A 25,242-nucleotide genomic window follows, 5' to 3' on the forward strand; every position below is an offset into this window, starting at 1 on the left:
TCGTCGCGGAGATGCCGACCTGACAGCTCGTGAGATAGATCTCGAGGTCCTCGGTCATCTCCCAGGCCCGCCGCAGTCCCGGCGTGTCGAACGCCGACTCGGGATACTGTCGGACGCGGGTCAGCGCGAACTCGATCGCGACGAAGAAGCCGTTGGCCAGGATGAGCAGGACGCCGGCGAGCAGTCGGAGACCGATCTCGAGCCCGTTCACGCCGGAGATCTCTCGGCCCGTCCCAAGACGTTTTCCGTCGATCCCGCTTCGCGGCTACGTCGGTGGCGCTCTCGCCGCGGTCACTTCGCGGTCGGCGTCACGTCGCCGACGGCGTCCATGACCTGGATCGCGGCGCTCGCGGCCAGCCCGCGGGCGACCTCGTCGGCGTCGGAGTCGGCGATCCCGGCCTCGAGCTCGTCGAGGTCCGGCGTGAATCCGGCGGTGACGGGGTGACCGGCCGGGGGATTGACGGCGACGGTCGCCTGGGGGCCGTCGGTGCCGACCGAGAGCTCCGATCCGACCGCGTAACCGTCCGGGAGATACGATTCGGTACGGGAGACGATCCCCGCCACCGTCCGCCTGAGTCGCCGTTCCTGTTCCGGGGAGAGGTCGACCGGCGCGGGCTCGCCCGCGTCGGTGACGCCCGGCGGTCCGGCGTACGGGTTGTTGCCGTTCATCGAAGACACCCGGTGTAGGCGGAGCCGAGTCAAAAAGGCGTCGGCGACGGCGATCCCCCGGATCGGCGGCGGTACCGCTCCCCGCCCGACGACGGCCCGACCCGCGGGACCCCTCTCAGGGGGTCAACACGCGCCACAACACGGCCGGCCGCAGCAGCGACGTCGGCTCCCGCTCGAGCCGGAAGACGCGATAGTAGGCGTCCGTCACCCGCCCGTCGTCGTGTGCGGTCGCGACGAGGCGGTCGACGTATCGGTTGAACGGGTCGGTCCCGGTCGGCTTCGGGCCGTCGGTCGCCTCGAACGCGAAGTCGGCCCCGACGGCGACCCGCCAGACCGCCTCGACGATCGACGCCGTGCGGTCGAAGAACCGCGGGGCCAGGTCGTCGAGGCCGCCGGCGGCGAGCGCGTGGTGGAGCACCAGGGCGTCGAGCGCCGCCACGGACATCCCCTGCCCGTAGATCGGGTTGAAGCTCGCGATCGCGTCGCCGGTGACGACCAGCCCGTCGGGGAACCGGTCCATCCGGTCGTACCGGCGGCGCACGCTCGCGGGGAACGGATAGCGGTCGATCCCCGCCCCGCTCCACTCGCGATCGCGGACGAGTTCGGCGATCTCGGGGACCGGAAAGCTCTCCGCGAATGCGACGAGCCCCTCCCGGTCCGTCGGCGCGTCGTCGCCGTGGAGCCCCTGGAGGATCACCTCCCAGCGGCCGTCCTCGATCGGGATCGCGGCGGCCCCGCGCGTCCGCGGCGGATCCGGCGGGACGACGATCGCGTGTCGCGCCGACGCGGGGCGGTCGACGCGGATCGTGCTGTAGGTCACGTCGACCTCGACGGCGTCGACGGGAGGCGGTTCGTACCCGTTCGCCTCGAGCCACGACGGCGTCCGGCTCGTGCGGCCGGTCGCGTCGACGACGAGGTCCGCGGGGAGGGTCGTCGGATCGCCCCGCTCGTCGCGGAACGCGACGCCCGTGACGGTGCGGCCGCCCGCGTCGGCGCTCCGACGACCCGCGTCCCCCGCCTCGGTCCCGTAGCCCGTGAACCGACACCCCCCGCGTTGGGTGACCGACGGCAGCCGCTCGATCCCCTCGCGGATCGCGTGTTCGAACAGCGCTCGGCTCGCACAGTACATCGGGAACCGGTCGGGCGGGTCCGCGAGGAAGTCGCCGCCGTCGAAGTAGCGCATCTCGCGGGAGGCGTCGATCAGCAGCCCGCCCGCCTCGAGGAGCCGCTCGCCGAAGCCGGGAAACAGGTCCCCGATCGTCGCCCGCCTGGCCTCCAGCATGGCGTGCGGGTGACGCGTCTGCGGCGCGCCGTCGCGGGGCGTCGGCGTCTCCGGGATCGGGTCCCGCTCCAGCACGACCACCTCCGCGAAGGCGTCGGCGAGCACGCGCGCCGCGCACAACCCGGCCACGCTCCCGCCGAGGACGACCGCCCGCTCCCCGAGCGTCGTGACCCCGTCCGGGTCGTACCGCCTCACGTTCTCGAGCACCATCGGTCTCGGCCGGATCGGGGTCGGGGACCGACGCCAATCAATCTTGATGACGGGGTCGGCGGACCGATTCGACGACGGACGCTCAGAGGATCGGTTCCGACTCGCCGTACGCCGCGACGGTGACCGCCGTGGTGTACCGGCCGGGCTCGGCCGTCGCGGTCTCGACGCGGGTCTCCCGGTCGGGCAGGTCCCACTCGCGCAGCGACGACCCCGCGTCGAGCCCGGCGCGGATCCGGTCGCGGACCGCCGCGGGGTCCTCGCCGGTCACCTCGTAGAAGATCCCCGGACCGGGACCGGTCGCCCAGCCGAGCCCGGCGGCGACGTCCGGCCGTCGTCGGGGGGCGCGCTTGTCGGCCGCGTCCTCCGCGCCGGCGCGCCCGCCCTCGCGGAAGTCGACCTCGTCGCCCGGCCCGACCGTCCGGCGCGCCTCCACGACGGTGAGCGCGTTTCCCGCGGGCCCCAGATCCGGCGCCGCCGCCACCCGCGTCACGGTCGCCTCGGCGGGGATCACGGAGGAGACCGCGACGAGGTTGTAGTTGTGGAGGTTCGCGTCCGCGAGCGCGGCGTCGTAGGAGGCCATCGCCGTGTCGGCGACGCCGACGCCGCCGACGACGTGGATGGTGTTCATCGGATACGGATCGACCGCCGGGGCGCTAAGGGGTTACGAACCCGACCCGTGCGGTTCGGTTCGCCGGGAGACGTGACGGGCCGGGGCGGCGTCGGCCGCCCCGCGGAGGCGACCCCGTCGTGGGACGCGACGCGGAGCGGCGGTCAGTCGTCGCCGTCGGCGGTCGCCTCGACCGTGGAGTCGCGGACCCGCCTCACCCCGCTGTCCACGTCGACTCCCTCCCAGTCGTGGTCCGCGTGGAACCCCTCGCGCTCCCTGGCGCTTCGAGCCACACGGATGAACTCGGCGTCCTCGCGGGCTTCGGGGATCGTATGGCCGCCGCAGTAGGAGAGCCCGGACCGGATCCCGGCACAGAACTCCTCTGCCACGTCGGCGAGCGGGCCCTTGTACGGGGTCAGAGCCTCGACCCCCTCGTCGGCGCTGACGTCGTTCCGTTTGTCCTCACGCTCCTCCGCCGCCGCGGTCGTCGCCATCCCCCGTGAGCGCTTGTACCGCGTCCCGTCGACCGCGACGACCGCGCCGGGTGCCTCCGCGGTGCCGGCGAAGAGGCTTCCGAGCATCACCGTGTCCGCACCCGCCATGAGCGCCTTCACCGCGTCGCCGGAGGTGCGGATCCCGCCGTCGGCACAGACGGTGACGCCGGCCTCCTCGGCCGCCGTCGCACAGTCGTCGACGGCGGTCAACTGTGGAACGCCGGCGCCGGCGACCTTCCGGGTGGTACAGTGGGAGCCGGGGCCGATGCCGACCTTCACGCAGTCGGCGCCGGCGGCGGCGAGGTCCTCGACGCCCGCGGGCGTGGCGACGTTGCCGGCGATGAGGTCCGTGTCCGGGAACTCCCCGGCGAGGATCTCGACGGCCTCGAGCGTTCGCTCGAGGTGGCCGTGCGCCACGTCGACGACGAGCGCGTCGACGCCCGCCTCGATCACGGCGGCACCCCGCGCGACGTAGTCCTCGTCGATGCCGACCGCCGCGCCCACCCGCTCGCCCGCCTCTTTCACTTGCGTGACCTGCGCCGCCTGCTCTTCGGGGGTGAGGAACCGGTGGAGGACGCCGAACCCTCCCGAGCGACCGAGCTCGATCGCCAGGTCCGACTCGGTGACCGTGTCCATCGCGGCGGAGACGAGCGGCGTATCCAGTTCGACGGACGGCGTGAGGGTCGTCGAGAGGTCGACGTCGCTCCGACTGTCGACCGGCGACCGTTTCGGGACGAGGAGGACGTCTCCGTAGCTCAATCCGGTGCGTAGCTCGTTCATATCCTCGGTAACGGAACGGCTCCTGCCCGATAAGCGTCTCGAATCGCGCGGGTCGTCCCCTTCGGCCCGCGGATCGCCCGTACCCGCGGGCGGTCGGGGTCGGCCGGGCCGCCGCTCAGTACTGGTAGTGGATGACCTGGTCGTCGGCGCCCTCGACGTCCTTGAGCTTCTCGCGTGCCCGCTCGAAGTCGGACTGGACCACCTCGGTACGCCCGTCGCGGATCGCGAACATCCCGGCCTCCGTCGCGACCGAGGCGATGTCCGCGCCGCTGTACCCCTCGAGATCCGTCGCGACCTCGCTCACGTCCACGTCGTCGGCGACGTTCATCTCCTGGGTGTGTATCTCGAGGATCCGCTCGCGGCCCTCGGCGTCGGGCTCGGGCACCTCGATGAGGCGGTCGAAACGGCCGGGACGGAGGATCGCCTCGTCGAGCATGTCGAAGCGGTTGGTGGCGGCGATGATGCGGATCTCCCCGCGCTCGTCGAAGCCGTCCATCTCCGAGAGCAGCTGCATCATCGTCCGCTGGACCTCGGCGTCGCCGCTCGTCTTCGAGTCCGTCCGCTTCGAGGCGACCGCGTCGATCTCGTCGATGAAGATCACCGCGGGCTCGCGCTCGGCGGCGAGCTCGAAGAGGTCGCGGACGAGCCGGGACCCCTCGCCGATGAACTTCCGGACCAGCTCGGAGCCGGCCATCTTGATGAACGTCGCGTCCGACTCGTTGGCGACCGCCTTCGCCAGCATCGTCTTGCCGGTCCCCGGCGGGCCGTGAAGCAGCACGCCGCTCGGCGGCTCGACGCCCACGGTCTCGAACTGTTCGGGGTTCTCCAGGGGGTCCTCGACGGCCTCGCGGACCTCGCGGATCTGCTCGTCGATCCCGCCGATGTCGGCGTACTCGACGTCGGGCGACTCCGTGACCTCCATCGCCTGCGCGCGGGAGTCCGTCTCGTCGTCGAGCACCTGCTGGATCGCGAACGAGTCGTTGATCGCGACGCGGTCGCCGGGCCGGAGGTCGGCGTCCAGTCGGGTCGCCGCCTGCGTCAGCACCTCCTGGTTGTTGCCGTGCTGTTTGATGACGACCCCCTCGTCGGTGAGCTCCTCGACGGAGGCGATGTACAGGGAGGAGGTCTTCAACACCTCGTTCTCGCGTTTCAGCTCGTCGACGTCGGCTTTGAGGTCGCCCCGGCGTCCCTGCGCGTCCTCGAGACGGTTCTCGAGTTCGTCGTTCACGTGGACGATCCGCCGGTAGTGTTGCCGGATCGCCTCGAGCCGTTCCGCCTCGCTCATCTCCGGATCGAGCTCGAGACGGGGGCGGTCCGGCAGTGAGGGGCTATGAGACATTCGTTGGCCTCGATACGGCACGCGCGTAAATGTGCCTTTGGGTCACGGCGGACGGACGGGGTCACGGCGTAAGCGACGCCCGCGACGGGCGACCTCCCGACCACTCCGCGTATCAGATCCGATATCCGGGCCCCGGATCTTATGCCGCCCCGATACGCATCGTCCGACATGAGCGGACGAACCGGCCCACAGCGCGCCGCGTCGACGGAGACGGAGCGGGACCGCCTCGGCGCGCCCGTTCGGCGATGACCGACGGCTCCCCCACCGGAGACGCGGCGCCCTCCGACCGATCGACGCCGACGGTCCTCGCCGTCGACGACGAGCCCGACCTGTCCGAGCTGTACCGCGTCTACCTCCAGGACCGATACGACGTTCGGATCGCCACGAGCGGCGAACGGGCGCTCGAGGAGATGGACGCGGACGTCGACGTCGTGCTCCTCGACCGACGGATGCCGGACCTGTCCGGCCACGAGGTGCTCTCCGAGATCCGGGCGGCGGGGTACGACGCCCGCGTCGCGATGTTGACCGCGGTCGACCCCGACGTCGACATCGTCGACATGCCGTTCGACGACTACAAGACCAAGCCCGTCACCCGCGAGGGGCTCCTCGCGCTCGTCGAAGAAGGCGGCGCTCGAGGCCTCGGGGGCGACGGACACCGAGGAGTACGACGACCTCGTCGAGCGCATGGCGGACGTGCGCGCGGAGGTCGACGAGACGCTCGACCGCCTCTCCGCCGAGGACGCGTTCGCCGAGATAGCCACGAACGCGCCCTGACGACACTCCGTCGCCGATCGGCGCTACTCGATCTCGAGGTCGCCGCCGGCGCCGTCGCCGGCGCCTCCCTCGTCCCACTCGAGCTCGAACTCGACGCTCAACTCGCCGGGACCGTCGGCGGGCCCCTCCCGCTCGGCTTTCACCTCGAACGTGGGCCGCGCGGGCGGCTCCATCGTCACCGACTGATCGCCGCGGGTGAGCGTGATCGCGCTGCCGGACTCGAGCGAGTCGGCGACGGTCCGCAGGTAGGAGGCGATCTCCTCGCGGCTTCGACGGCTCTCCGACTCGAAGAGGACTTCCTCTGGCATACCTCACCGTTGGTCGCGTCGGCGCATAAACGTATGCGCCGACCGGGCGGCGGGGACGCCGCGCGTCCGTCCCCCGGATCGCCGGGCGGTCGCCGTCGCCGCGGAGCCCCTAGAACCCGTCCTCGAACGCGAACGTCCCGTCGCGCTGGACGACCTCGCCGTCGACCTCGATGACGGAGTCCTCGCTCATGTCGACGATCATGTCGACGTGCTCGGCGGACTCGTTGAGGTCGTTCTCCTCGCCCACGGTGTCGGGGTACGCCGAGCCGACGGCCATGTGGACGGTGTCGCCCATCTTCTCGTCGAACAGCATGTTGTACGTGAACCGGTCGATCTGGCGGTTCATCCCGATGCCCAGCTCGCCGAGGCGCCGCGATCCCTCGTCCGTGTCGAGGATGCCGGCAAGCAGGTCCTCGTTGCGCTCGGCGGCATGCGAGACGACCTCGCCGTCCTCGAAGCGGAGCCGGACCCCGTCGATCTCGCGGCCGTAGCGGTACAGCGGGAGGTCGAAGTGGACCTCGCCGTGGACGCCGTCGCGGACTGGCGCCGTGAACACCTCGCCGCCGGGGAGGTTCGCCTCGCCGTGGTCGTTGAGGGCGGCGTTCCCCGAGACGTCGAGCGTCAGGTCGGTCCCCTCGCCCGACCGGATCCGCACCTCGTCGGCGTCGTTCAGTATCTCCACCATCTCCGCCTGGAAGGCGCGTTGGGCCTCCCAGTCGAGCGAGACGGCGTCCCAGACGAAGTCCTCGTACGCCTCGGTGCTCATCCCCGCAAGCTGGGCGTGTCCGGCGGTCGGATACTGGGTGAGACACCAGGTCTTCGAGAGCCGCTCGCGTTTCACCTCCTCCATCGCGCGATTGTAGGCGGCGTTCGTCTCGGGGTCCACGTCGGCGTCCTCCGTGACGTTCGCCCCGCCGCGGGCGATCACGAACACGTCGGTCTCCTCGTAGAGCGCGCGCCGATGGCTCGGTTCGGCGAACTCCGCCGAGGAGCGCTTGAAGGCGCGCTCGGCGCGCTTCGAGTAGTTGAGGTACACCGGGTTCGCTCCGCGGTCGCCGCAGATCTCGTGGAGCGCGACCGCGAGGTCCTCGGCCTCGGCCGGCAGCTGGATGACGACGTCGTCTCCCGCCTCGATGCCGGTCGAGTGGTCGGCGATGATCTCGGCGTGCTCGCGGATGCGTGGGTCCATACCGCACCCTCTCGCCCAGGGGAATTACCGGTTTTCCTTGCGGCGGGCCGGGCGGGGGACTCGCGGCGGCGTCTCTCGGGGCGACGTCGCTGACCACCCGCTCGTGCTGTCGCCGCGCGTCGTGCGAACGGCGCCCGACCCACTCGCGAGCGAGACGGCGACGGATCAACCCCGACCGTCCACGGTCGAGCGGCTGAGCCGCCCGCCGTCGCGCTCTCACCCGGCCAGCACCCACACGCCGAGCAGGAGCAGGATGCCACCCGCGACGCGGTCCAGCCGGCGGCCGGTCGCCTCGGCCCGGAGCACTCCCGCGGCCCCGTCGGCCACGACCGCCACGACGGCGAGGTAGACGGCCGTGAGCACGGCGTAGGTGACGCCGAGGAGCGCGATGGCGCCGCTCTCTCCGGCGAGCGCGCCGCCGACTCCCCCGGCGTCGCCGGCGCCGGCGCCGCGGCCGACGAATCCGGGCAGGAACGCGAGGAAGAACAGCGCGACCTGGGGGTTGAGCGCGTTGACGAGGAAGCCCTCGCGGACGCCGTCGCCGCCCGTCGGCGGCGCGTCGTCGCCGGCCGATCGGAGCGTGTCGACGCCGAGATAACAGAGGTAGAGCGCGCCCGCGACCCGGACGACCCGCTCGGCCCCCGGCACGGTCCGGTACACCGCGGCGACGCCGACCACGACGAGCGCGGTGTGAAAGAGGATCCCCGTCGTGACGCCGAGGGCGGCCCGGAGGCCGGCGGCTCGGTTCTCGATCCCGCACGAGAGCACGAACAGCGTGTCGGGACCGGGCGTGACGATCAGCGTCGCCGCCGCCAGCACGAACAGGACGTACGTCGGCGGAGCGAGCGGGAAGCCGGCGACGACCATCGTCTCCCGGAGGGATCGCGGCGAATAAAAACCGATCGACGCCGGCGGGGGCCGGCGGGACCGTCGGGGCGACCGAGGCCCACGGCGGCACCGCTCCGCGAACCGTGGGTGCCGTGACCGCCCCGTTTTTATCCGTGGGGCCGGGAAGATAGGGGGATGACGACGGAGCCCGATCTGGACCCGGACGACTTCGGTTTCGCCGAGCCGGCGACCGACCAGTCGTTCGAGAACGCCCTCGCGAAGGCCCGCGACGGGATCCGGCTCTCCGTCGACGACGCGACGGAGCTGCTCGCGACGGGGACCGACGTCGACGGGATCGACCCGGACCGCAAGGAGGCCGTCCTGGAGGCCGCCGACCGCCGGCGAGCCGAGGAGGTCGGCGAGGAGGTCACCTTCGTCGCCAACCTCAACAACAACGTCACGACCGCCTGCAACACGGGCTGTCTGTTCTGTAACTTCAAGGACTCCGCCCACGCCTTCGAGGCCGACAGCGACGTCGAACACGCGGGGTTCACGAAGCCGCCGGCGGAGTCGCGCGCGGTGGTGGAGGACGCCCTCGAGATGGGGATCTACGAGGTGTGTTCGGTCTCCGGGCTCCACCCCGCGTTCGCGCTGAACGACGACCACCACGAGATCCTCGCCGCCCGCGACGACCCCGCGAGCGAGGTGAACTACAGGCCGCCCGAGGCGTACGCGACCGACCCGGGCACCTACGTCGAGCAGATGGCGGCGATGTCGGTCGGCGGCGTCCACCTCCACTCGATGACCCCGGAGGAGGCGTACCACGCGAGGCGCGGCACCGACTGGAGCTACGAGTCCGTCTACCGCGAGCTGGCTACAGCCGGGCTCGACTCCGCGCCCGGCACGGCCGCCGAGATCCTCGTCGACGAGGTGCGCGACGTGATCTGTCCGGGGAAGATCCGCACCGACGACTGGGTCGCGGCGATGGAGGGGGCGACCGCCGCCGGCCTCGACGTCACCTCGACGATGATGTACGGTCACGTCGAGACGGTCGAACACCGCGCGGAACACCTGAAGGTGATCCGCGACCTCCAGGACCGGACCGGGGGGATCACGGAGTTCGTTCCCCTCTCCTTCGTCCATCAGAACACCCCGCTGTACCGGCAGGGCGTCGTCGACTCCGGCCCCTCCCGCGACGAGGACGAGCTCGTCGTCGCGGTCGCGCGGCTCTTCCTCGACAACGTCGATCACGTCCAGGCGTCGTGGGTGAAATCCGGCGACGCCCACGGACTCAAACTGCTCAACTGCGGCGCGGACGACTTCATGGGTACCGTCCTCTCGGAGGAGATCACGAAGCGCGCGGGCGGGGAGTACGGCGAGTACCGCTCGTTCGACGACTACGTGAAGATGATCACGGCGATCGGCCGCACCCCCGTCGAGCGGTCGACGGACTATCGGACGCGCCGGCGGATCGACCCCGACGACGGCCCGCACGGCCCGCGGCTCGGCCCCCGTGCCGACGGCACGCCGATGCTCCCGAACGGGGCCGAAGGCGGCGGTCCCGCGAGCGCGGACGACTGATCGGCTCCCGGACCGCCGCCGACCGCGGCGGATCGGACCCGCCTTGGTCGGCCGCCGACCGGCGTCGAACCGCCCGAGAACGTTTCGAAAACCATTACCCCACGACCGCCGGAGGAACGTTCATGAAAGTCCTCGTGACCGTGAAGGAGGTCGGAGAGGCGGACGACGACTTCGAGATCGAGGGGACCGACATCGCGGCGTCGGACCTGGAGTACGACCTCAACGAGTGGGACGACTACGCCGTCGAGGCGGGCGTCCAGCTCGCGGAGGCCGGGATCGCCGACGAGGTCGTCGCCGTCACGATCGGCCCCGAGCGTGCCGAGGAGACGATCCGGATGGCCCTCGCGAAGGGTGCCGACCGCGCGGTCCGGGTGTGGGACGACGCCTTCGAGGGGAGCTTCGCCGACGTCTCCTCGAAGGTCGACGTCCTCGAGGCGGTCGTCGACGACGAGGAGCCGGACCTGGTCTTGAGCGGCGTCCAGGCGGCGGACACCGCCTTCGGCGCGACCGGCGTCGCGCTCGCGGAGCGGATCGGGTTCGAGCACGCCGCGGTCGTCAACGACCTCGAGCTCGACGCCGACGCGGGCGTCGCGAACGTCCACCGGGAGCTGGAGGGCGGGATCGAGGAGCTGACCGAGGTCGACCTCCCGGCCGTGTTGACGGTCCAGACCGGGCTCAACGAGCCGCGGTACGCCAGCCTCCGCGGGATCCGACAGGCCCAGCGCAAGGAGATCGCCGCGACCGACCTGGACGACCTCGGGCTCGCTCCCGCCGACGTCGAGAGCGCCCTGACGCTGACGGAGATGTACGAACCCGAGAGCGACTCGGACGCGGAGATCATCGAGGGCGACGCCGGCGAGGCCGCGGGTCGCCTTGCCGAGGTCCTGCGGGAGAAGGGGGTGGAGGCGTAATGAGCGACGTACTCGTCGTCTCCGAGCACCGCCGCGGGGAGCTCCGCGACGTCTCGCTGGAGCTGCTCACCGCCGGCCGGGAGCTGGCGGACGCGCTCGGCGGCGACCTCCACGTCGCGGTCGTCGCCGGCGACGTCGACCGGTTCGCGGACGAGCTGAACCGCCCCGGCGTCGACCGGATCCACGCCGTCGAGAACGGCGAGGAGTTCGACCACACCGTCTACGCGGCCGCCGTCGAGACGCTCGTCGGGGAGGTCGACCCGACCGCGGTGCTCGCGCCCAACTCCGTCAACGGCCTCGACTACGCGCCCGCGGTCGCGGAGCGGCTCGCCCTCCCGCTCGTCACCGACGTCCTCGGCTTCGAGTACGACGCGGACGACGGCCTGACGGTCACCCGAGAGATGTACGGCTCGAAGGTCGAGACGAGCGTCGCCGTCGACGGCGACCGGTTCTGTCTCACGGTGCGGGGCGGCGAGTTCGTCCCCGCCGAGGGCGTCGGCGACGCCGAGGTGGCGTCGGTCGACGTCGAGGCACCCGCGTCGGGCGCGCGCGTCAAGGGATTCGAGGAGGTCGGCGGCGGGGACGTCGACATCGCGGACGCCGACGTGCTCGTCTCCGTCGGCCGCGGGATCGGCGAGGAGGAGAACCTCGAGCTCGTCGAGGAGCTCGCCGACGCGCTCGACGCGACCCTCTCCTCCTCGCGGCCGATCGTCGACAACGGGTGGCTCCCCAAGAACCGGCAGGTCGGCCAGAGCGGGAAGGTCGTCACTCCCGACGTGTACCTCGCGGTCGGCATCTCCGGGGCGGTTCAGCACGTCGCCGGCATGAAGGGGTCCGAGACGATCGTCGCCATCAACACCGACCCCAACGCGCCCATCTTCGACATCGCCGACTACGGGATCGTCGGCGACCTCTTCGACGTCGTCCCCGAGCTCATCGCCGAGTTCGAGTGAGGTCGGCGCGGGCGGACCCGGCGGCGACGGCGAGGGTCCACCGCCGCCGCGACCGACCCCGCCACGCCGCCAGCGTTTTCGCGTCCGGCCGTGTATCCGGAGCGGAAGACGATCCTCGTCATCACGTCACAACCTCTCACACCACATGCTCTCGATCCGTGCCACGGTTCCGACCGCCGACGAGTTCAGGGCCCTGTTCGCCGCCTACCGACGGGGAACCGACGTGGACGTGGAGGCGGTCACCGCGGCGCTCGACGACGACTCCGACGCGACGCTGCTCGATCTGGTCGCCGAGCCGTTCGCCTCCGTGGAGGACGTCGCGGACCGGCTGACCCGAACCGAGGCGTACCTCCGGGAGCGCGGCGACCGGCGTGCGGTGTTTCTCACGGTGTACACGCGGATGACGGCGGCGGTCGCGGACGGGATCGAGAGCGGATCCTTCGACGACTCGGAGTGGGTCGCGTCGTATCTCGTCGCGTTCGCGGAGCGGTACCGACGGGCGCTCGTCGCCTTCGAGCGCCGCGAGTTCGAGCGGGTCCCCCGCGCGTGGCTGCTGGGGTTCGCGGCCGCGGTCCGCGGTGAGAGGCTCGTCCTCCAGGACGCCCTCTCGGGGATCAACGCCCACATCACCTACGACCTCACGTACACGCTTCGAGACGTGGGGATCGACCCGAACCGCGGCCGAAAGCGGGCGGACCACGACCGGATCAACGCGGTCCTCGCCCGCCTCGTCGCGGCGGTCCAAGAGGGGCTCGTCGCGGTGTACGACGCCGCGGGCGTCGCCGCCGCGGAGGCGCTTTTCGACCCGCTCGACGACCGACTGATGCTCCTCGGGCTGGAGGGCAGCCGGGAGTTCGCGTGGCGCAACGCCGTGCTGCTCGCCGACCTGCCGACGTGGCTCGGCGAGCGGTACGTCGGCTGGCGGACGCACACCGCGTCGACCGGAGCCGCCGCGCTCGTGCTCGCGCCGCGGATCGACGCGGAGACGCGCAGCGCGCTGAAGGAGGCCGAAGACGGCGTGTTGACGCTGACCGCGTTCCACGACGAGCTCGAGCGACGGCTGCCCCCGCCGGTGCCGGACGAGCGGGCCGGCGAGTGATCGGCCGCCCGCCGTCGAGTTCTCGGTTCGTTTATCACCCCGCCGACCCCTCGATCCGTGTATGAGCGAGGGGTCTTCGCCGGCGGCGACCGCGACGGGACGCGAGATCTGGATCGAGAAGTACCGCCCGCAGTCGCTATCGGACGTTCACGGCCAGGAGGAGATCGTCGAACGGCTCCAGAGCTACATCGATCAGGACGACGTGCCGCACCTCCTTTTCAGCGGTCCTGCCGGAGTAGGGAAGACCACCGCCGCCACCGCCATCGCCCGCGAGATCTACGGCGAGGACAACTGGCGCGGGAACTTCCTCGAGCTCAACGCCTCCGACCAGCGCGGCATCGACGTGGTCCGCGACCGGATCAAGGGGTTCGCGCGGTCGTCGTTCGGGGGCGACTTCCGCATCGTGTTTCTCGACGAGGCCGACAGCCTCACGGATGACGCACAATCGGCGCTCCGCCGCACGATGGAGCAGTTCTCCGACAACACCCGATTCATCCTCTCGTGTAACTACTCCTCGAAGATCATCGACCCGATCCAGTCGCGGTGTGCCGTGTTCCGCTTCTCTCCACTCGCCGACGAGGCGGTCGCCGCCCAGACCCGCGAGATCGCCGCCGCCGAGGGGATCGAGGTGACCGACGCCGGCGTCGAGGCGCTCGTCTACGCCGCCGACGGCGACATGCGCCGCGCGATCAACTCGCTTCAGGCCGCGGCGACGACCGGCGAGGTGGTCGACGAGGAGGCGGTGTACGCGATCACGGCGACCGCCCGCCCCGAGGAGATCGAATCGATGGTGACGGACGCGTTGGCCGGCGATTTCACCAAGGCGCGGGCGACGCTCGACACCCTGCTCACCGACACCGGGATGGCCGGCGGCGACGTGATAGACCAGCTTCACCGCTCGGTGTGGGAGTTCGACCTCCACGAGCGCGAGGCCGTCCGGCTGATGGAGCGGATCGGCGAGGCCGACTACCGGATCGCCGAGGGCGCGAACGAGCAGGTCCAACTCGAGGCGCTACTGGCCGCGCTGGCGCTGCGCGAGGAGTAGGAGGGATCGGAAGGAGCGACCCGATTTCAGAACTCGTCGAGGCCGGACTGTTTCGCGGCCGCGAGCACGTCCGCACACGTCGACCACGAGCGGCGGGCGTGCGGCGGGACCTCCCCGTGGTCGGCGACGTACGCGCGGAGGAACGCCCGCGTCGTCGGGTCGCTCGGGTAGCCGCTGCCGACGCCGTCGTAGTCGGGGTACGCCGCGTCGATGGCGCTCATTCGGGCGTCGCGGGCCACCTTCGCGACGACGCTCGCCGCGCCGACGACGGGGTCGGACGCGTCCGCGCCGTGGGCGGCGTCGACGGCAACGGAGTCGGCGATGTCGGCGGTATCGGCGTCGACGACGAACTCCCGCAGCCGCCGCGCGAACCGCCTCTCGGAGGTGTCGCCCGCGTCGGCGACGACGCGGTCGCCGGCCCGCGCCACGCCACGCACCGCCCGCGCCTGTCCGCGGACGGTGAGCGTGTTCATGTCCGTGTCGGGCGCGTCGATCGCCGCGGTCTCGACGGTCGCGACCGCGACATCGACCGCGTCGCTCGCCCGCAGTTCCGCCGCGATCTCCCGCCGGCGATCGGGGGCGACGCGCTTCGAGTCGTCGACGTCGGCCGGCAGGCTCTCCGGGTCCGCGCGCACCGCCGCGGCGACCATCGGCCCGAGCACGGGCCCCTTTCCGGCCTCGTCGACGCCGACGTACACGTCTCGACCCGGGGCGGGAACGGACAAATAGCTTGAGATCGGTCGGCCGGATGGTCGTCGGAGCAGTCGGCGCGCCTCCGATCGTCCCGACGGGACGCGAGGAGCCCGCGAGGGACGTGGCGAACGGGGCGAGGTGCGAACGAAGTGAGCACCTCGATAGCGAGCGGTGAAACCGCGAGCAGTGAGCCACGAGGCTGGGGAGGCGTGAGGTGCGGTTGCGGTGTTGTGCGGGGCGGTCGGCTGGGGCTTTGGTGGTGACCGCGCCAGCAGCTCGCCACGCTTGGAGTCCGGATCGGTGACGACGGTCGATGCTACGGACTCACGATGGCGGAAAACGAAACCGAGGAAGCCGACTCTACTCGATCAGGACGGCGTTGACCTGGCCGGTCTGGCCGGGTCGGGAGGTGACGCGGGCGCGGCCCTCCGAGGTCTCGATGACGGCGCCCTTGGTGACGATGTTCCGGCGGACGTAGTTGACGTTCGAGGGGTTCTCGACGACGTCCTCGATGTCGGCCTCGACGACCTCGTCGCCGTCGGCGACCTGGGCGACGTTCGTCGCGAGCGCGCGGACCTTCCGCTCGTTGCCGCGGGAGTCGATGTACTGAACGCGGGTCTCGCCCACCGTCGTCTCGGCGGGCTCGCGGCCGAGCTGGTGGCGCTTCTTGTTCGAGGCGTGTTTCAGTCGGCCGCCGGTTCGCTTGCGCGTGGAGCGTCCCTGGTCTTTCATGTCCCTACGAACAGCCAGCGAATACTTGAACCGTTCGACTCCGGACGGCGTGGCGTCTCGCGGCCGATCACGACCGATCCGCACCGATCCGGGGTAGCGATCCGGGACCGACGAGTCGACGCGACCGACAGACGAAAGTCCCGCCGTCACCGATCGACCGGTATGAGCGACGCGCGCGGGACGGAACCCGACGAGGCCGACGGGGAGGAGGGAAGCGACGACGGCGTCCTCGCCGCGAGCGATCTCGGCGGCGAGGGGCCGCCGATCGAGGAGAAGCCGTACAAGATCGTCTTCGAGGCGAACAAGTGCTTCGGCGCGGGCAAGTGCGCGGAGGTCGCCGACAACTGGGAGATGGACGTCGTGAGCGGGATGGCGAAGCCGCGGACCTACTACATCGGTGAGGACGACCTGGCCGAGAACGTCCGGGCCGCGGAGGCGTGTCCGGCGAAGAAGGAGCGCGGCGTCATCCACGTCGTCGACCGGCGGACCGACGAGGAGATCGCGCCCGACCCGCACGGCGACGGGACGCTGTCGGTCGATTGGTGAATCGAGGTCCGGACCGGCTTCCGAAAGGGGTTTGACCCCGCCGGCGGTACCCGGATCCGCGCGGGGGTGGCTGAGCCTGGCCAAAAGCGGCGGACTTAAGATCCGCTCCTGTAGAGGTTCGAGGGTTCGAATCCCTTCCCCCGCACTCCTGCTGTGAGCAATCCGCGAGCAGCAGGAGTCGGCAGGAGGGGTTCGAAGCAGGGAGCGGGAGGTGAGCGAGCATCGCGAGCGAACGGGAGCGACGGTGGTTCGAATCCCTTCCCCCGCATACCTGCGGCGAGCAGTTCGCGAGCCGCAGGTATCTGACCAGGGGTTCGAACCCAGAAAGTCGCAGCCCGGACCGGCGAGCGGAGCGAGCCGCACGCCCGGACCGTCTTTCGTTGGTTCGAATCCCTTCCCCCGCATACCTGCGGCGAGCAGTTCGCGAGCATCGCGAGCGAACGAGGGGCTGGCTCCGGCGAACACCGCCAAAGCCCCAACCGCGGGGACGCCAGAGGCGACGCAAGCACCGCAGGGAGGGAGCCGGAGCGACCGAGTGAGGAGCACAGCGAGCGTCTGGCGTCCCCGCGGCTGCCCCTTTGAGTCCCACCCAACCGCTCCGCACCGCACCTCACGCCTCCCCAGCCTCGTCGCCGGACTACGTCCGGCTGCAAGCGAGAGCTTCGCTCTCGCCCTGTCGGCCGGCCTCCGCGTCGCTCCGGCCGCCCGACTCCCTCGCGCGGGCTCCTCGCGTCCCGTCGGGACGATCGGAGGCGCACGCCACCACGGCGGAACGCGTGCGAGAGTTGCTGATCAGTAGTGCCAGGGGTAGTCGTCGAAGTCGGGCTCGCGCTTCTCTAGGAAGGCGTCGCGGCCCTCCTGGGCCTCCTCGGTCATGTACGCGAGCCGGGTCGCCTCGCCCGCGAACACCTGCTGGCCGACCATGCCGTCGTCGGTCATGTTGAACGCGTACTTCAGCATGCGCATCGCGGTCGGCGACTTGCTCGTCATCTCCTCAGCCCACTCCAAGGCGACGCTCTCGAGGTCCTCGTGGGGGACCGCCTCGTTGGCCATCCCCATGTCGACGGCCTCCGCGGCGGAGTAGGTCTTCCCGCGGAAGAACACCTCGCGGGCCTTCTTCTGGCCGATCTGTTTGGCCAGGTAGGCGGAGCCGAACCCGCCGTCGAAGGAGGCCACGTCGGGGTCGGTCTGGAGGAACTTCGCGTGCTCGTCGCTCGCGAGCGTCAGGTCACAGACGACGTGGAGCGAGTGGCCGCCGCCGACCGCCCAGCCGGGGACGACCGCGACGACGGGTTTCGGCATGAACCGGATCAGCCGCTGGACCTCGAGGACGTGGAGTCGGCCGGCCTTCGCCTCGCGCACGAGGGGGTCGTCCGCCTCGTCGGCCTCGTCGTCGTCGCGGTACTCGTAGCCGGAGCCGCCCCGCACGGACTGGTCGCCGCCGGCGCAGAACGCCCAGCCGCCGTCCGTCTCGGAGGGGCCGTTCCCCGTCAGAAGGACACAGCCCACGTCGGCCCGCTTGCGGGCGTGGTCGAGCGCGGCGTACAGCTCGTCGACCGTTCCGGGCCGGAACGCGTTGCGGACCTCCGGGCGGTCGAACGCGATCCGGACGACCGGCGCGTCGCGGGCGCGGTGGTACGTCACGTCCTCGAACTCGTCCGTAACCGGCTCCCACGCGTCGGGGTCGAAGATCTCCGAGACCATGCCGACCGGTCGGGCGCGGGCGACATAAACGGCGGCGACGCGATCCGCCGCCGGCCGGACCTCCGTCCGGGAGGCGACGGTTCGCATTTAGGGGGATCGGCCGCTCACTCGCGGGCGTCCCGCAGGTCGTCGACGTGGCTTCGAAGCACCGACACGGTCGCGTCGGCGTCGGCGTATCCCTGTTCGTACTGGTCGAACGCCGCGTCGGCCTCCTCGAGGAAGCGATCGACCGCGGCCGCGAGGTCGGTCTCGTCGTCGGTCATGTCCGAGGACACGCCCGCCGACCTGGTATATCTACCCGTCCGCGGGGAGAACGCGCCGCGCCGACCGCGGGTTTTATTTCCGGACAAGAGTATTGTACGACATGGAGAATACTGTGTGGCCGCGTGGATCGGCGAACCGGCGGCGAGGACGGAGCCGGCGACGAGGGGGGAACCGGGGGCGGGGCCGGAGGGAGCACCGATGAGCGGGAAGTCGGCGGTGCTCGCGACGGACCTCTCGACGGCGAGCGAGACGATGGTCGAGTCGGAGACGGGCCTGAACTGCCTCTCGCGTATCGGCGTCGACCGGATCCACCTCGTGACCGTGGTCCCCTCGAACGTCCACTCCGGGATGCCGGGGATCGACTTCGAGAAGCGGCGGAAGCGCGGGCTCCGCCGCTATCGGGAGACGATCGAGGCCGCCGGCTTCGACGTCGAGACGCACGTGGTTCGGGGAACGCCACACCGCCGGATCAACGGGATCGCGGGCGCGGTCGGCGCGGACCTGATCCTCGTCGGCTCCCGCGGGAAGAGCCCGCTCGAGAACCGGGTGATCGGCTCGACGGCGCGGAACCTGGCCCGGACCACGGTGGTGCCGCTTCTCGTCGACCGGATCGAGCGCGGCGTCGACGACCCCGAGACGGTGCGACGCCACCTGTTCAAGCGGACGCTCTTCGCCACCGACTTCTCCGAGAACGCCGAGCGCGCCTTCGAGACGTTCGCGTACCTCAGACACGCGACCGAGGAGGTCACGCTGGTCCACGTGCGCTCGCCGAAGGACGACACCGGCGACGAGGGCGACGTGGAGACGCGGCTCGGCGAGCTCACCGACCGCCTCGACGGATGGGGCCTCGACTCCCGGATCGACGTCAGGCGCGGCGACCCCGCGGCGGAGATCCTCGCCGCGGAGCGTGAACACGAGCCGAGCACGCTGCTTCTCGGCTCGCGCGGCCGGAGCCGGCTGCGACGACTGCTCCTGGGCAGCGTGAGCGAGGAGGTCGTCGTGAACGCGACCGGCAACGTCCTCCTGGTGCCGCCGCCGCGGTCGGCCTGAACTCACACCGGGGATCGTCGGGTCGTTCGAGCCCGCTCGCACGGAATTGTGTGTTCTATACACAAGCCTTTTAGGCGCACGGGTCGTACCCGTAGGTAATACCATGCCAGACTCGTTGGCCGAACAGCTCCGGAGCGACATGGAGTGTGAGGGGTTACTGGAGTGTTTTCACGGGCTCAAACCGCTGGATCGGGAGTGTTTCCAGGTGCTCGTGGAGAGCGAGGAGCCGCTGACGATAGACGAGATCGGCGAGGCCGTCGACCGGGAGCGCTCGACCGCCTACCGGGCGGTCCAGCGGCTCCTCCAGACCGGCTTCATCAGCAAGGAGCAGATCAACTACGACCAGGGCGGCTACTACCACGTCTACCAGCCGACCGACCCCGAGAAGATCTCGGGGGAGATGCAGCGGATGCTGAACGACTGGTACGCGAAGATGGGCCAGCTCATCCAGGAGTTCGAGGACAAGTACGAGGGTGCCGAGTCGGCGACCGCCTCGAGCTGATCCGGTCCGCGCCGGACCGAAACGCGCAGCCCGGAACCCCTTTTTCCGTCGACCTCGTCGAGTTCTACAGCAGGACCCGGTGTGATTCGGGGTGATCAGTACGGGTGAGGGAGTGGGCGATCGCCGGGGCGGTGGCGCGCCGGTGAGCGGGCCGAAGGCCCGCGAACCGCCCGCGAGGGACGCGACGACCGAAGGGAGTCGCGAGGCTGGGGAGGTGTGAGGTGCGGGGCGGTTGCGTTCCCGCGAGCGAAGCGAGCGGGAGCATGGAAGTCGCAGCCCGCGCAGCGAACGGAGTGAACGAGCAGGACCGTCTTCCAGTGGTCGGGTGGGATTCCAAGGGGCAGCCGGCTCCGGGAAGACGGCCGACGCAAGGACCGCAGGAGCGAACAGAGAGGGACCGGAGGTCCCTCTAGCAGCCGGCTCCGGGAAGACGGCCGATGAAAGCACCGCAGCGAACGAAGTGAGCGAGGACCACAGCGAGGCCCCCGGCCGGAGCCGGCTGGGGCTTTGGTGGTGGTCACCGCGCCAGCAACGATCCCGTTCTCATCAGCCCGATCACTCACGAAATACCCGTTCTATAGGCAACGTTCGGCGATCGAGAGCCTCGGACGACGTATCCGCACGCGGACCGGAATACCGACGATATCCTACGGTCGGGGACAGGATTATACGCGACGTGCCGGGACGTGAACCATGCCGCTGTACGACTGTACACACCGGATCGAGACGGGAATGCCGACGTATCCCGGCGACCCGGACGTGTCGCGTTCGCCTCACGCGACCCACGAGGCGGACGGCTACGAGGTGACCGCCCTCGAGCTGGGGAGCCACGCCGGGACGCACGTCGACGCGCCGCGCCACACCGAGCCCGACGGGCGGACGCTCGGGGCGTACGACGTCGAGCGGTTCCGGTTCGACGCCCGCCTCGTCGACTGTCGCGACGTCGGCGCACGCGAGGCGATCCCGCCGGACGCGGTTCCGGAGACCGACGCGGAGCTGCTGGCGTTTCGGACCGGGTGGGACGACCACTGGGGGACGGGGCGGTACCTCGACCATCCCTATCTCGCTCCCGCGACGGCCCGCCGCTGCGCCGAGGCCGCCCACCACGTGGCCACCGACACGCTCAACCCCGACCCGACGCCGACCGAGCGCGCGACCCCGGACGAGCCCTCGGGCGTGCCGGCCCACCGCGCGCTGCTCGGTGCGGGGCGGTTCGTCGTCGAGAACCTGACCGGGCTCGAGCGGCTGCCCGAGCGAGTCACCCTCCACGCCTACCCGTTGGCCGTCGACGCCGACGGCGCGCCGATCCGGGCGGTCGCGGAGGTCGACGGGGATCGGGAGCCCGCCGCGGACCGCGGGAGCGACGCGCCTCGAGACGAGACCGCCGGTGGCTGAGCGGACGGGGGCCGACGCGTACGGGAGAAACTCGGCCGTCGCGTCGCCGGACGGCCGGCGGATCGACTCGAGAGAACGGTTCGACGCGCGCGATCCGGCGGCTCAGCGGCGGCGGAGCGCGTACGCCGCGTAGCCGACCGCGGCGAGCAGCCCGGTGAAGAGCAGGCTCCCGGTCGCGGCGGGCGTGGCCGTGACGTACTCGCCGAACGGGTCGGTGAGCGCGATCACGCCGACGGTGAGGACGACCCCGATCAGGATCGTCACCGCGCCGAACGCCTTGAACGCCGCGTCGAGGTCGATACGCGGGGAATGCGATGAGTGACTCATACCTCCGAGTACGCGTTCCGTATATAAATGGACGGGTGTGGATTCCCACGCGCGGAGAACACGTCGGCGCGGCGTCACGAGGAGTCGTGTAGTGAGATTCCATCGAAACACCATGCTCCGTCGAACGACGACCGCCACGAACGAGGACGAGCGTCCGCCCACGGCGGCGACGGGAGTGTGTCGGGAGACGCCGCCGCCGAGTCGGCGGATCGTCGTCGGCGACTCGGATCACTGAAAATAATATGAATAGGGTATCCATCGTGACTCGTCTCTCACGCGGATATAGTATTGTACAACTAACCCAAAACCGTTATATCTCCCTGTCGGCTACCTTCGGGTACATGACCGACATCGATCGACCGACTCGACACGGGATGCGGGCGGCGAGAGACGGGGGGAGCCGATGACCGGCACCGAGCTTCTCGCGGGCGCGTCGCCGTCGGTACAGGCACTCGCGGTGATCGGCGTCGTCCTCCTCGAGGCGATCGCCCTCTACGTCGGGTACGGGGCCGTCGAGGAGACGGTCGGGTCGGCCGTCCTGGATCGGCTCGCGAACGGGAGATGATCGGCTCGCTCGTGCCGACCGAGCTCCTCGGGCTCGGCCCGGAACTCTTCGGCCTGTTCGTCGTCTTCGGCTTCATGGTCGGGGTGTTCTTCGGGTTCTTCGGGATGGGCGGCTCGTTCCTCGTCACGCCCGCGCTCCTGATCTTGGGGTATCCGGCCCCGGTCGCCATCGGCAGCTCGATGACGTTCGTGTTCGGGACCGCCGCGATCGCGACGATGAAACACCACGACGCCGGGCAGGTCGACTACAAGCTCGGCGCGCTGATGTTCGTCGGGATCACCCTCGGCATCGAGCTTGGAAGCCGGCTCGTCTTCGGACTCGAGGTGCTGGGGATCGCGAACGTCGTCGTCGGCGTCGCGTACGTGCTCCTGCTCGCGGCGATCGGCGTGTTGTTCACGCGGAGCGCGCTCGACGCCGAGGACGACGCCGAGGGTGACGACGACGCCGACGACGGTGAGGACCCCGACGACGAGGTCCCGGCGATAGCCCGGACGATCCAGTCGTACGAGATCCCGCCGATGACCACCCTGGCGGACGGGAGCCGGGCGTCGCTGTGGACGATCTCCGGCGTCGGCGGGGGCGTCGGGCTCGTCTCCGGGTTCCTCGGCGTCGGCGGCGGGTTCGTCCGCATGCCCGCGATCTACTACGTGATCGGCACCTCGCTCGCGGCCGCCGTCGGGACGAGCCTCTTCGGGGGGCTGATGTCCGGGGCCGTGGGGGCGTTCACCTACGGCCGTGCGGGCGTGATCGACCTCGGGATCGTCACGGCGCTGCTCGTCGGCAGCGCGCTCGGCGCGCGGATCGGATCGAGCGCGACCGCCTACGTCGACGAGGAGGACGTGACGATCTACTTCGGGCTCATGCTGCTCGTCGCCAGCGCCGCCGTCGGGATCGGCGAGCTCTCCGCGTGGCTCTCGATGCCCGTCCTCGACCGGCTCAGCTTCCTCCTGCTGATCGGGTCCGCGCTGCTCGTCTGTGCCGTCATCCTCTATCACGGCGCGCTCGCGGTGCGGCGGACCCGCGGCGTCCCCGGCTCGACCCGGCGCGGCGAGTGAGCGGCCCGGCCGGCGCCGACCCGCCAACCAGGAGTATTGTATTCAGTATCCAAAACCGTTATGAGCGTGGGGCGTGTACCGGTCGATGATGACACAAACCAGCGGATCCGTGCCGACCGAACCCGTCGCCCTCGAGAACGCGGCCGACTTCGACGACCGCGTCGCCGAACACGACGTCGTGCTCGTGGACTTCTACGCCGACTGGTGTGGGCCCTGCCAGATGATGGAGCCGGCGGTCGAGGCGATCGCGGCCGAGACGGACGCGGCGGTTCTCAAGGTGGACGTGGACCGGCACCAGGGACTCGCCGGCGAGTACGGCGTCCAGGGCATCCCGACGCTCCTGGTGGTCGCCGACGGCGAGGTCGTCGACCGAATGGTCGGCGCGCAGACCGAGGACGCCCTCCGCGAGGCCGTGGCCGGCCGTCTCGAGTGATGTACGGTCCGACACCGACGGCGGTGGTGGCCGCATGACGCCGCGGGAGCTGCGCGCGGACGTCCCCGCGCTGAACGAGGACACCGCGTACCTGAACTACGGCGCACACGGGCCGAGCCCGGAGTACGTCGTCGACGCCGCCGCCGACTTCCTCGCCGACCACGAGTACGACCCGATCGGGACCGACCCCTACGAGCGCGCGTTCGGCACCTACGAGACGGTCCGCGAGCGGATCGCCGAGTTCCTCGGGGCCGACGCCGAGGAGATCGCCCTGACGGAGAGCACGACCGACGGGATCGCGCGGATCGCCGCCGCGATCGACTGGGAGCCCGGCGACGTCGTCGTCCGGACCGACCTCGAACACCCGGCGGGGGTGCTCCCCTGGCGGCAGCTCGAGGAGGAGGCCGGGATCGAGGTCCGCGTCGTCGAGACCGAGGGGGGCCGGATCGACCGCGACGCCTACGCCGACGCGGTCGCGGACGCGCGGCTCGTCTGCTTCAGCGCGATCACCTGGACGCACGGCACCCGGCTGCCCGTCCGGGACCTCGTGGAGATCGCGAACGACGCGGGCGCGTTCACCCTCGTCGACGCGGTCCAGTCGCCGGGACAGGTCCCCGTCGACCTCCACGCGTGGGGCGCGGACGCGGTCGCGGGTGCCGGCCACAAGTGGCTGCTCGGGCCGTGGGGGGCGGGCTTCCTCTACGTCGACCGCGCGGTCGCCGAGGGGATGACGCCGAGCTCCGCCGGCTACCGCGGGGTGGAGACGCCGACCGCCCACGACATCGAGTACGCGCCGGGCGCGAAGCGCTTCGAGGTCGGCACCACGACCCCGGCGGCACACGTCGGGCTGCTCGAGGGGATCGACGCGATCGAGTCGATCGGGCTCGACGCGGTCACGGACCGGATCGAGTCGCTCACCGACCGCCTGAAGGCGGGCATCGACGGGGAGCGGCTGCTGAGCCCGACCGAGTACGAGACCGGGCTCGTCACCGTCGACGTCGCGGAGCCCGAGGCGACCGTCGAGCGGCTCCTCGAGCGGGGGATCGTCATCCGGGACCTCCCGCACCCGGACGCGGTCCGCGTGTCGGTCCACGCGGTCTCGACGGAGCGGGAGATCGACGACGTCGTCGCGGCGCTTTCCGAGGAGCCGTAGGCGGCGGAGCGGTCACCGTTCCGTCGACGCACGGGCGTCGTTCCGTCGTCGACGCCGGAACCGACCGATTTTTGCGCGGTCGGTACAATACAGCCGTATGGGATTTCACACGTTCGACGCCGACCGGGCGGCGAAGCTCGAGGACCCCGAGCGCTACGCCTGGGTCTCCCGCGAGGAGCTGATCGACGCGGTCGACCCCGCGGTCGACGGGACGGTCGCCGACCTCGGCAGCGGCACGGGTTTCTACACCGACGACGTCGCGCCCCACGCCGGCACGGTGTACGGCGTCGACGTCCAGGCGGAAATGAACGACCGCTACCGCGAGAAGGGGCTCCCCGAGAACGTCGAGCTCGTCGAGAGCGACGTGGCCGACCTGCCGTTCGCCGCGGGCGCGCTCGACGCCGCCTTCTCGACGATGACGTTCCACGAGTTCGCCGACGACGACGCGGTCGCCGAGCTCGCCAGGGTTGTGCGGACCGACGGCCGGCTCGCGATCTTCGACTGGTCCGCCGACGGGGGCGGCGCGGCCGGACCGCCGACCGCGGAGCGGTACACCCTGGCGGAGGCGACCGCGATGCTCGAAGACGCCGGCTTCGAGGTCGTCCACGGAACGACCCGCACGGAGACGTTCGCGGTCGTCGCGCTGGCGCCGTAGGCGGGGAACGACCCCGATCCCGCGGAGCGCCCCGGCGGGGAGTCGCCCCGGATCGGGCCGGCGAGGTCGGCTCGGCGGGCGTCGTCGCGGGATCCGATC

Annotated in this window: 28 protein-coding genes, 1 tRNA gene and 1 pseudogene; 16 read left to right on the forward strand and 14 right to left on the reverse strand. The window is 70.9% G+C overall.

Translation table 11 applies throughout. The features are described 5' to 3' along the window. From DJ70_RS15430 to pan2, 6 genes are all read right to left on the reverse strand, one after another. Positions 1-211: CNNM domain-containing protein (locus tag DJ70_RS15430; RefSeq protein WP_143421059.1), on the reverse strand; the 211-nt coding region annotated here is incomplete at its 3' end. Between the two features lie 80 nt (positions 212-291). Continuing rightward, entirely contained in the window at positions 292-669 is a 378-nt protein-coding gene (locus tag DJ70_RS15435; protein WP_094534549.1) for a DUF5811 family protein, read from the reverse strand. 115 nt (positions 670-784) lie between these two features. Next, a complete protein-coding gene (locus DJ70_RS15440) occupies positions 785-2,161 on the reverse strand; it encodes an FAD-dependent oxidoreductase (protein ID WP_094534551.1) in 1,377 nt (458 codons plus the stop codon). Positions 2,162-2,243: 82 nt separating this feature from the next. Next, positions 2,244-2,789, reverse strand: coding sequence for a pyruvoyl-dependent arginine decarboxylase (locus tag DJ70_RS15445; RefSeq protein ID WP_094534553.1), 546 nt, complete (start codon positions 2,787-2,789; stop codon positions 2,244-2,246). A gap of 143 nt (positions 2,790-2,932) precedes the next feature. After that, positions 2,933-4,042 carry a guanosine monophosphate reductase gene (locus tag DJ70_RS15450; protein ID WP_094534555.1) on the reverse strand — a complete coding sequence of 370 codons (1,110 nt, stop codon included), beginning with the start codon at positions 4,040-4,042 and terminating at the stop codon, positions 2,933-2,935. 115 nt (positions 4,043-4,157) lie between these two features. Next, entirely contained in the window at positions 4,158-5,381 is a 1,224-nt protein-coding gene (gene pan2, locus DJ70_RS15455; protein WP_094534557.1) for a proteasome-activating nucleotidase Pan2, read from the reverse strand. 245 nt (positions 5,382-5,626) lie between these two features. On the opposite strand from pan2, the pseudogene DJ70_RS15460 reads away from it, so the two are divergent. Then, a pseudogene (locus DJ70_RS15460) lies at positions 5,627-6,155 on the forward strand (response regulator). A 23-nt stretch (positions 6,156-6,178) separates the two neighbouring features. Here DJ70_RS15460 and DJ70_RS15465 read toward each other — a convergent pair. The 3 genes from DJ70_RS15465 to DJ70_RS15475 form a co-directional block, all read right to left on the reverse strand. Then, positions 6,179-6,463 carry an amphi-Trp domain-containing protein gene (locus tag DJ70_RS15465; RefSeq protein ID WP_094534559.1) on the reverse strand — a complete coding sequence of 95 codons (285 nt, stop codon included), beginning with the start codon at positions 6,461-6,463 and terminating at the stop codon, positions 6,179-6,181. Positions 6,464-6,572: 109 nt separating this feature from the next. After that, positions 6,573-7,652: an aminopeptidase gene (locus DJ70_RS15470; RefSeq protein WP_094534561.1), complete on the reverse strand. Its 1,080-nt coding sequence runs from the start codon at positions 7,650-7,652 to the stop codon at positions 6,573-6,575. 216 nt (positions 7,653-7,868) lie between these two features. Then, positions 7,869-8,519 (reverse strand): LysE family translocator, encoded by a 651-nt coding sequence (locus DJ70_RS15475; protein ID WP_094534563.1) that lies wholly within the window; start codon positions 8,517-8,519, stop codon positions 7,869-7,871. A 156-nt stretch (positions 8,520-8,675) separates the two neighbouring features. Between DJ70_RS15475 and cofH the strand changes: the two genes are divergently transcribed. The 5 genes from cofH (at position 8,676) to DJ70_RS15500 (ending at position 14,069) form a co-directional block, all read left to right on the forward strand. After that, entirely contained in the window at positions 8,676-10,061 is a 1,386-nt protein-coding gene (gene cofH / locus DJ70_RS15480; RefSeq protein ID WP_094534565.1) for a 7,8-didemethyl-8-hydroxy-5-deazariboflavin synthase subunit CofH, read from the forward strand. A 122-nt stretch (positions 10,062-10,183) separates the two neighbouring features. Next, on the forward strand, positions 10,184-10,972 hold the full coding sequence (locus DJ70_RS15485) for an electron transfer flavoprotein subunit beta/FixA family protein (protein ID WP_094534567.1): 789 nt from the start codon (positions 10,184-10,186) through the stop codon (positions 10,970-10,972). Then, positions 10,972-11,925, forward strand: a complete 954-nt coding sequence (locus DJ70_RS15490; RefSeq protein WP_094534569.1) for an electron transfer flavoprotein subunit alpha/FixB family protein — start codon at positions 10,972-10,974, stop codon at positions 11,923-11,925. Before DJ70_RS15485 ends, DJ70_RS15490 begins: the two co-directional genes overlap by 1 nt. A gap of 145 nt (positions 11,926-12,070) precedes the next feature. Beyond that, on the forward strand, positions 12,071-13,024 hold the full coding sequence (locus DJ70_RS15495; RefSeq protein ID WP_094534571.1) for a DUF5995 family protein: 954 nt from the start codon (positions 12,071-12,073) through the stop codon (positions 13,022-13,024). A 61-nt stretch (positions 13,025-13,085) separates the two neighbouring features. Beyond that, positions 13,086-14,069, forward strand: a complete 984-nt coding sequence (locus DJ70_RS15500) for a replication factor C small subunit (protein ID WP_094534573.1) — start codon at positions 13,086-13,088, stop codon at positions 14,067-14,069. 26 nt (positions 14,070-14,095) lie between these two features. On the opposite strand, the gene rnhB is transcribed toward DJ70_RS15500, so the two are convergent. Next, positions 14,096-14,767, reverse strand: a complete 672-nt coding sequence (gene rnhB, locus DJ70_RS15505; RefSeq protein WP_094534575.1) for a ribonuclease HII — start codon at positions 14,765-14,767, stop codon at positions 14,096-14,098. 355 nt (positions 14,768-15,122) lie between these two features. Next, a complete protein-coding gene (locus tag DJ70_RS15510; RefSeq protein WP_066411517.1) occupies positions 15,123-15,494 on the reverse strand; it encodes a 30S ribosomal protein S8e in 372 nt (123 codons plus the stop codon). 162 nt (positions 15,495-15,656) lie between these two features. Between DJ70_RS15510 and DJ70_RS15515 the strand changes: the two genes are divergently transcribed. Continuing rightward, positions 15,657-16,040, forward strand: coding sequence for a ferredoxin (locus DJ70_RS15515; protein WP_094534577.1), 384 nt, complete (start codon positions 15,657-15,659; stop codon positions 16,038-16,040). Between the two features lie 60 nt (positions 16,041-16,100). Further along, positions 16,101-16,185: transfer RNA gene (locus DJ70_RS15520), tRNA-Leu, on the forward strand. A 647-nt stretch (positions 16,186-16,832) separates the two neighbouring features. Here DJ70_RS15520 and DJ70_RS15525 read toward each other — a convergent pair. Together DJ70_RS15525 and DJ70_RS17555 are read right to left on the reverse strand one after the other, a co-directional pair. Further along, on the reverse strand, positions 16,833-17,744 hold the full coding sequence (locus DJ70_RS15525) for a 1,4-dihydroxy-2-naphthoyl-CoA synthase (protein ID WP_094534579.1): 912 nt from the start codon (positions 17,742-17,744) through the stop codon (positions 16,833-16,835). A 104-nt stretch (positions 17,745-17,848) separates the two neighbouring features. Next, positions 17,849-18,007, reverse strand: coding sequence for a hypothetical protein (locus tag DJ70_RS17555; protein WP_179234078.1), 159 nt, complete (start codon positions 18,005-18,007; stop codon positions 17,849-17,851). A gap of 199 nt (positions 18,008-18,206) precedes the next feature. Here DJ70_RS17555 and DJ70_RS15530 point away from each other — a divergent pair, with 199 nt between their 5' ends. The 3 genes from DJ70_RS15530 (at position 18,207) to DJ70_RS15540 (ending at position 20,955) form a co-directional block, all read left to right on the forward strand. Continuing rightward, positions 18,207-19,058 (forward strand): universal stress protein, encoded by an 852-nt coding sequence (locus DJ70_RS15530; RefSeq protein ID WP_094534581.1) that lies wholly within the window; start codon positions 18,207-18,209, stop codon positions 19,056-19,058. Between the two features lie 103 nt (positions 19,059-19,161). Further along, entirely contained in the window at positions 19,162-19,560 is a 399-nt protein-coding gene (locus DJ70_RS15535; protein WP_066411529.1) for a helix-turn-helix domain-containing protein, read from the forward strand. A gap of 693 nt (positions 19,561-20,253) precedes the next feature. Then, positions 20,254-20,955 (forward strand): cyclase family protein, encoded by a 702-nt coding sequence (locus DJ70_RS15540; protein ID WP_094534583.1) that lies wholly within the window; start codon positions 20,254-20,256, stop codon positions 20,953-20,955. A 102-nt stretch (positions 20,956-21,057) separates the two neighbouring features. Here the strand turns inward: DJ70_RS15540 and DJ70_RS15545 are convergent, their stop codons facing one another. Continuing rightward, positions 21,058-21,282 carry a hypothetical protein gene (locus DJ70_RS15545; RefSeq protein ID WP_094534585.1) on the reverse strand — a complete coding sequence of 75 codons (225 nt, stop codon included), beginning with the start codon at positions 21,280-21,282 and terminating at the stop codon, positions 21,058-21,060. Between the two features lie 403 nt (positions 21,283-21,685). Here DJ70_RS15545 and DJ70_RS17560 point away from each other — a divergent pair, with 403 nt between their 5' ends. The 5 genes from DJ70_RS17560 (at position 21,686) to DJ70_RS15565 (ending at position 25,143) form a co-directional block, all read left to right on the forward strand. Continuing rightward, positions 21,686-21,847 carry a DUF7512 family protein gene (locus tag DJ70_RS17560; RefSeq protein ID WP_179234079.1) on the forward strand — a complete coding sequence of 54 codons (162 nt, stop codon included), beginning with the start codon at positions 21,686-21,688 and terminating at the stop codon, positions 21,845-21,847. Then, on the forward strand, positions 21,844-22,902 hold the full coding sequence (locus tag DJ70_RS15550; protein ID WP_094534586.1) for a sulfite exporter TauE/SafE family protein: 1,059 nt from the start codon (positions 21,844-21,846) through the stop codon (positions 22,900-22,902). Before DJ70_RS17560 ends, DJ70_RS15550 begins: the two co-directional genes overlap by 4 nt. 88 nt (positions 22,903-22,990) lie before the next feature. Then, positions 22,991-23,335: a thioredoxin gene (gene trxA / locus DJ70_RS15555; protein WP_094534588.1), complete on the forward strand. Its 345-nt coding sequence runs from the start codon at positions 22,991-22,993 to the stop codon at positions 23,333-23,335. 34 nt (positions 23,336-23,369) lie between these two features. Continuing rightward, positions 23,370-24,488, forward strand: coding sequence for an aminotransferase class V-fold PLP-dependent enzyme (locus tag DJ70_RS15560; RefSeq protein ID WP_094534590.1), 1,119 nt, complete (start codon positions 23,370-23,372; stop codon positions 24,486-24,488). A gap of 97 nt (positions 24,489-24,585) precedes the next feature. Continuing rightward, positions 24,586-25,143, forward strand: coding sequence for a class I SAM-dependent methyltransferase (locus tag DJ70_RS15565; protein ID WP_094534592.1), 558 nt, complete (start codon positions 24,586-24,588; stop codon positions 25,141-25,143). Positions 25,144-25,242: the final 99 nt, after the last annotated feature.

This window comes from Halorubrum halodurans, assembly GCF_002252985.1.
Lineage (GTDB): Archaea > Halobacteriota > Halobacteria > Halobacteriales > Haloferacaceae > Halorubrum > Halorubrum halodurans.

Bases quoted from the DNA above. Each gene is read 5' to 3' on its own strand.
- DJ70_RS15450 (WP_094534555.1), bottom strand. From the start codon at position 4,042: ATGAACGAGCTACGCACCGGATTGAGCTACGGAGACGTCCTCCTCGTC.
- DJ70_RS15445 (WP_094534553.1), bottom strand. From the start codon at position 2,789: ATGAACACCATCCACGTCGTCGGCGGCGTCGGCGTCGCCGACACGGCG.
- DJ70_RS15530 (WP_094534581.1), top strand. From the start codon at position 18,207: ATGAGCGGGAAGTCGGCGGTGCTCGCGACGGACCTCTCGACGGCGAGC.
- DJ70_RS15525 (WP_094534579.1), bottom strand. From the start codon at position 17,744: ATGGTCTCGGAGATCTTCGACCCCGACGCGTGGGAGCCGGTTACGGAC.
- DJ70_RS15550 (WP_094534586.1), top strand. From the start codon at position 21,844: ATGATCGGCTCGCTCGTGCCGACCGAGCTCCTCGGGCTCGGCCCGGAA.
- DJ70_RS15470 (WP_094534561.1), bottom strand. From the start codon at position 7,652: ATGGACCCACGCATCCGCGAGCACGCCGAGATCATCGCCGACCACTCG.
- DJ70_RS15485 (WP_094534567.1), top strand. From the start codon at position 10,184: ATGAAAGTCCTCGTGACCGTGAAGGAGGTCGGAGAGGCGGACGACGAC.
- DJ70_RS15495 (WP_094534571.1), top strand. From the start codon at position 12,071: ATGCTCTCGATCCGTGCCACGGTTCCGACCGCCGACGAGTTCAGGGCC.
- DJ70_RS15540 (WP_094534583.1), top strand. From the start codon at position 20,254: ATGCCGCTGTACGACTGTACACACCGGATCGAGACGGGAATGCCGACG.
- DJ70_RS15565 (WP_094534592.1), top strand. From the start codon at position 24,586: ATGGGATTTCACACGTTCGACGCCGACCGGGCGGCGAAGCTCGAGGAC.
- pan2 (WP_094534557.1), bottom strand. From the start codon at position 5,381: ATGTCTCATAGCCCCTCACTGCCGGACCGCCCCCGTCTCGAGCTCGAT.
- DJ70_RS15545 (WP_094534585.1), bottom strand. From the start codon at position 21,282: ATGAGTCACTCATCGCATTCCCCGCGTATCGACCTCGACGCGGCGTTC.
- trxA (WP_094534588.1), top strand. From the start codon at position 22,991: ATGACACAAACCAGCGGATCCGTGCCGACCGAACCCGTCGCCCTCGAG.
- DJ70_RS15475 (WP_094534563.1), bottom strand. From the start codon at position 8,519: ATGGTCGTCGCCGGCTTCCCGCTCGCTCCGCCGACGTACGTCCTGTTC.
- DJ70_RS15510 (WP_066411517.1), bottom strand. From the start codon at position 15,494: ATGAAAGACCAGGGACGCTCCACGCGCAAGCGAACCGGCGGCCGACTG.
- DJ70_RS15440 (WP_094534551.1), bottom strand. From the start codon at position 2,161: ATGGTGCTCGAGAACGTGAGGCGGTACGACCCGGACGGGGTCACGACG.
- DJ70_RS15535 (WP_066411529.1), top strand. From the start codon at position 19,162: ATGCCAGACTCGTTGGCCGAACAGCTCCGGAGCGACATGGAGTGTGAG.
- DJ70_RS15465 (WP_094534559.1), bottom strand. From the start codon at position 6,463: ATGCCAGAGGAAGTCCTCTTCGAGTCGGAGAGCCGTCGAAGCCGCGAG.
- DJ70_RS15560 (WP_094534590.1), top strand. From the start codon at position 23,370: ATGACGCCGCGGGAGCTGCGCGCGGACGTCCCCGCGCTGAACGAGGAC.
- DJ70_RS15500 (WP_094534573.1), top strand. From the start codon at position 13,086: ATGAGCGAGGGGTCTTCGCCGGCGGCGACCGCGACGGGACGCGAGATC.
- cofH (WP_094534565.1), top strand. From the start codon at position 8,676: ATGACGACGGAGCCCGATCTGGACCCGGACGACTTCGGTTTCGCCGAG.
- DJ70_RS15515 (WP_094534577.1), top strand. From the start codon at position 15,657: ATGAGCGACGCGCGCGGGACGGAACCCGACGAGGCCGACGGGGAGGAG.
- DJ70_RS17555 (WP_179234078.1), bottom strand. From the start codon at position 18,007: ATGACCGACGACGAGACCGACCTCGCGGCCGCGGTCGATCGCTTCCTC.
- DJ70_RS15435 (WP_094534549.1), bottom strand. From the start codon at position 669: ATGAACGGCAACAACCCGTACGCCGGACCGCCGGGCGTCACCGACGCG.
- DJ70_RS15490 (WP_094534569.1), top strand. From the start codon at position 10,972: ATGAGCGACGTACTCGTCGTCTCCGAGCACCGCCGCGGGGAGCTCCGC.
- DJ70_RS17560 (WP_179234079.1), top strand. From the start codon at position 21,686: ATGACCGGCACCGAGCTTCTCGCGGGCGCGTCGCCGTCGGTACAGGCA.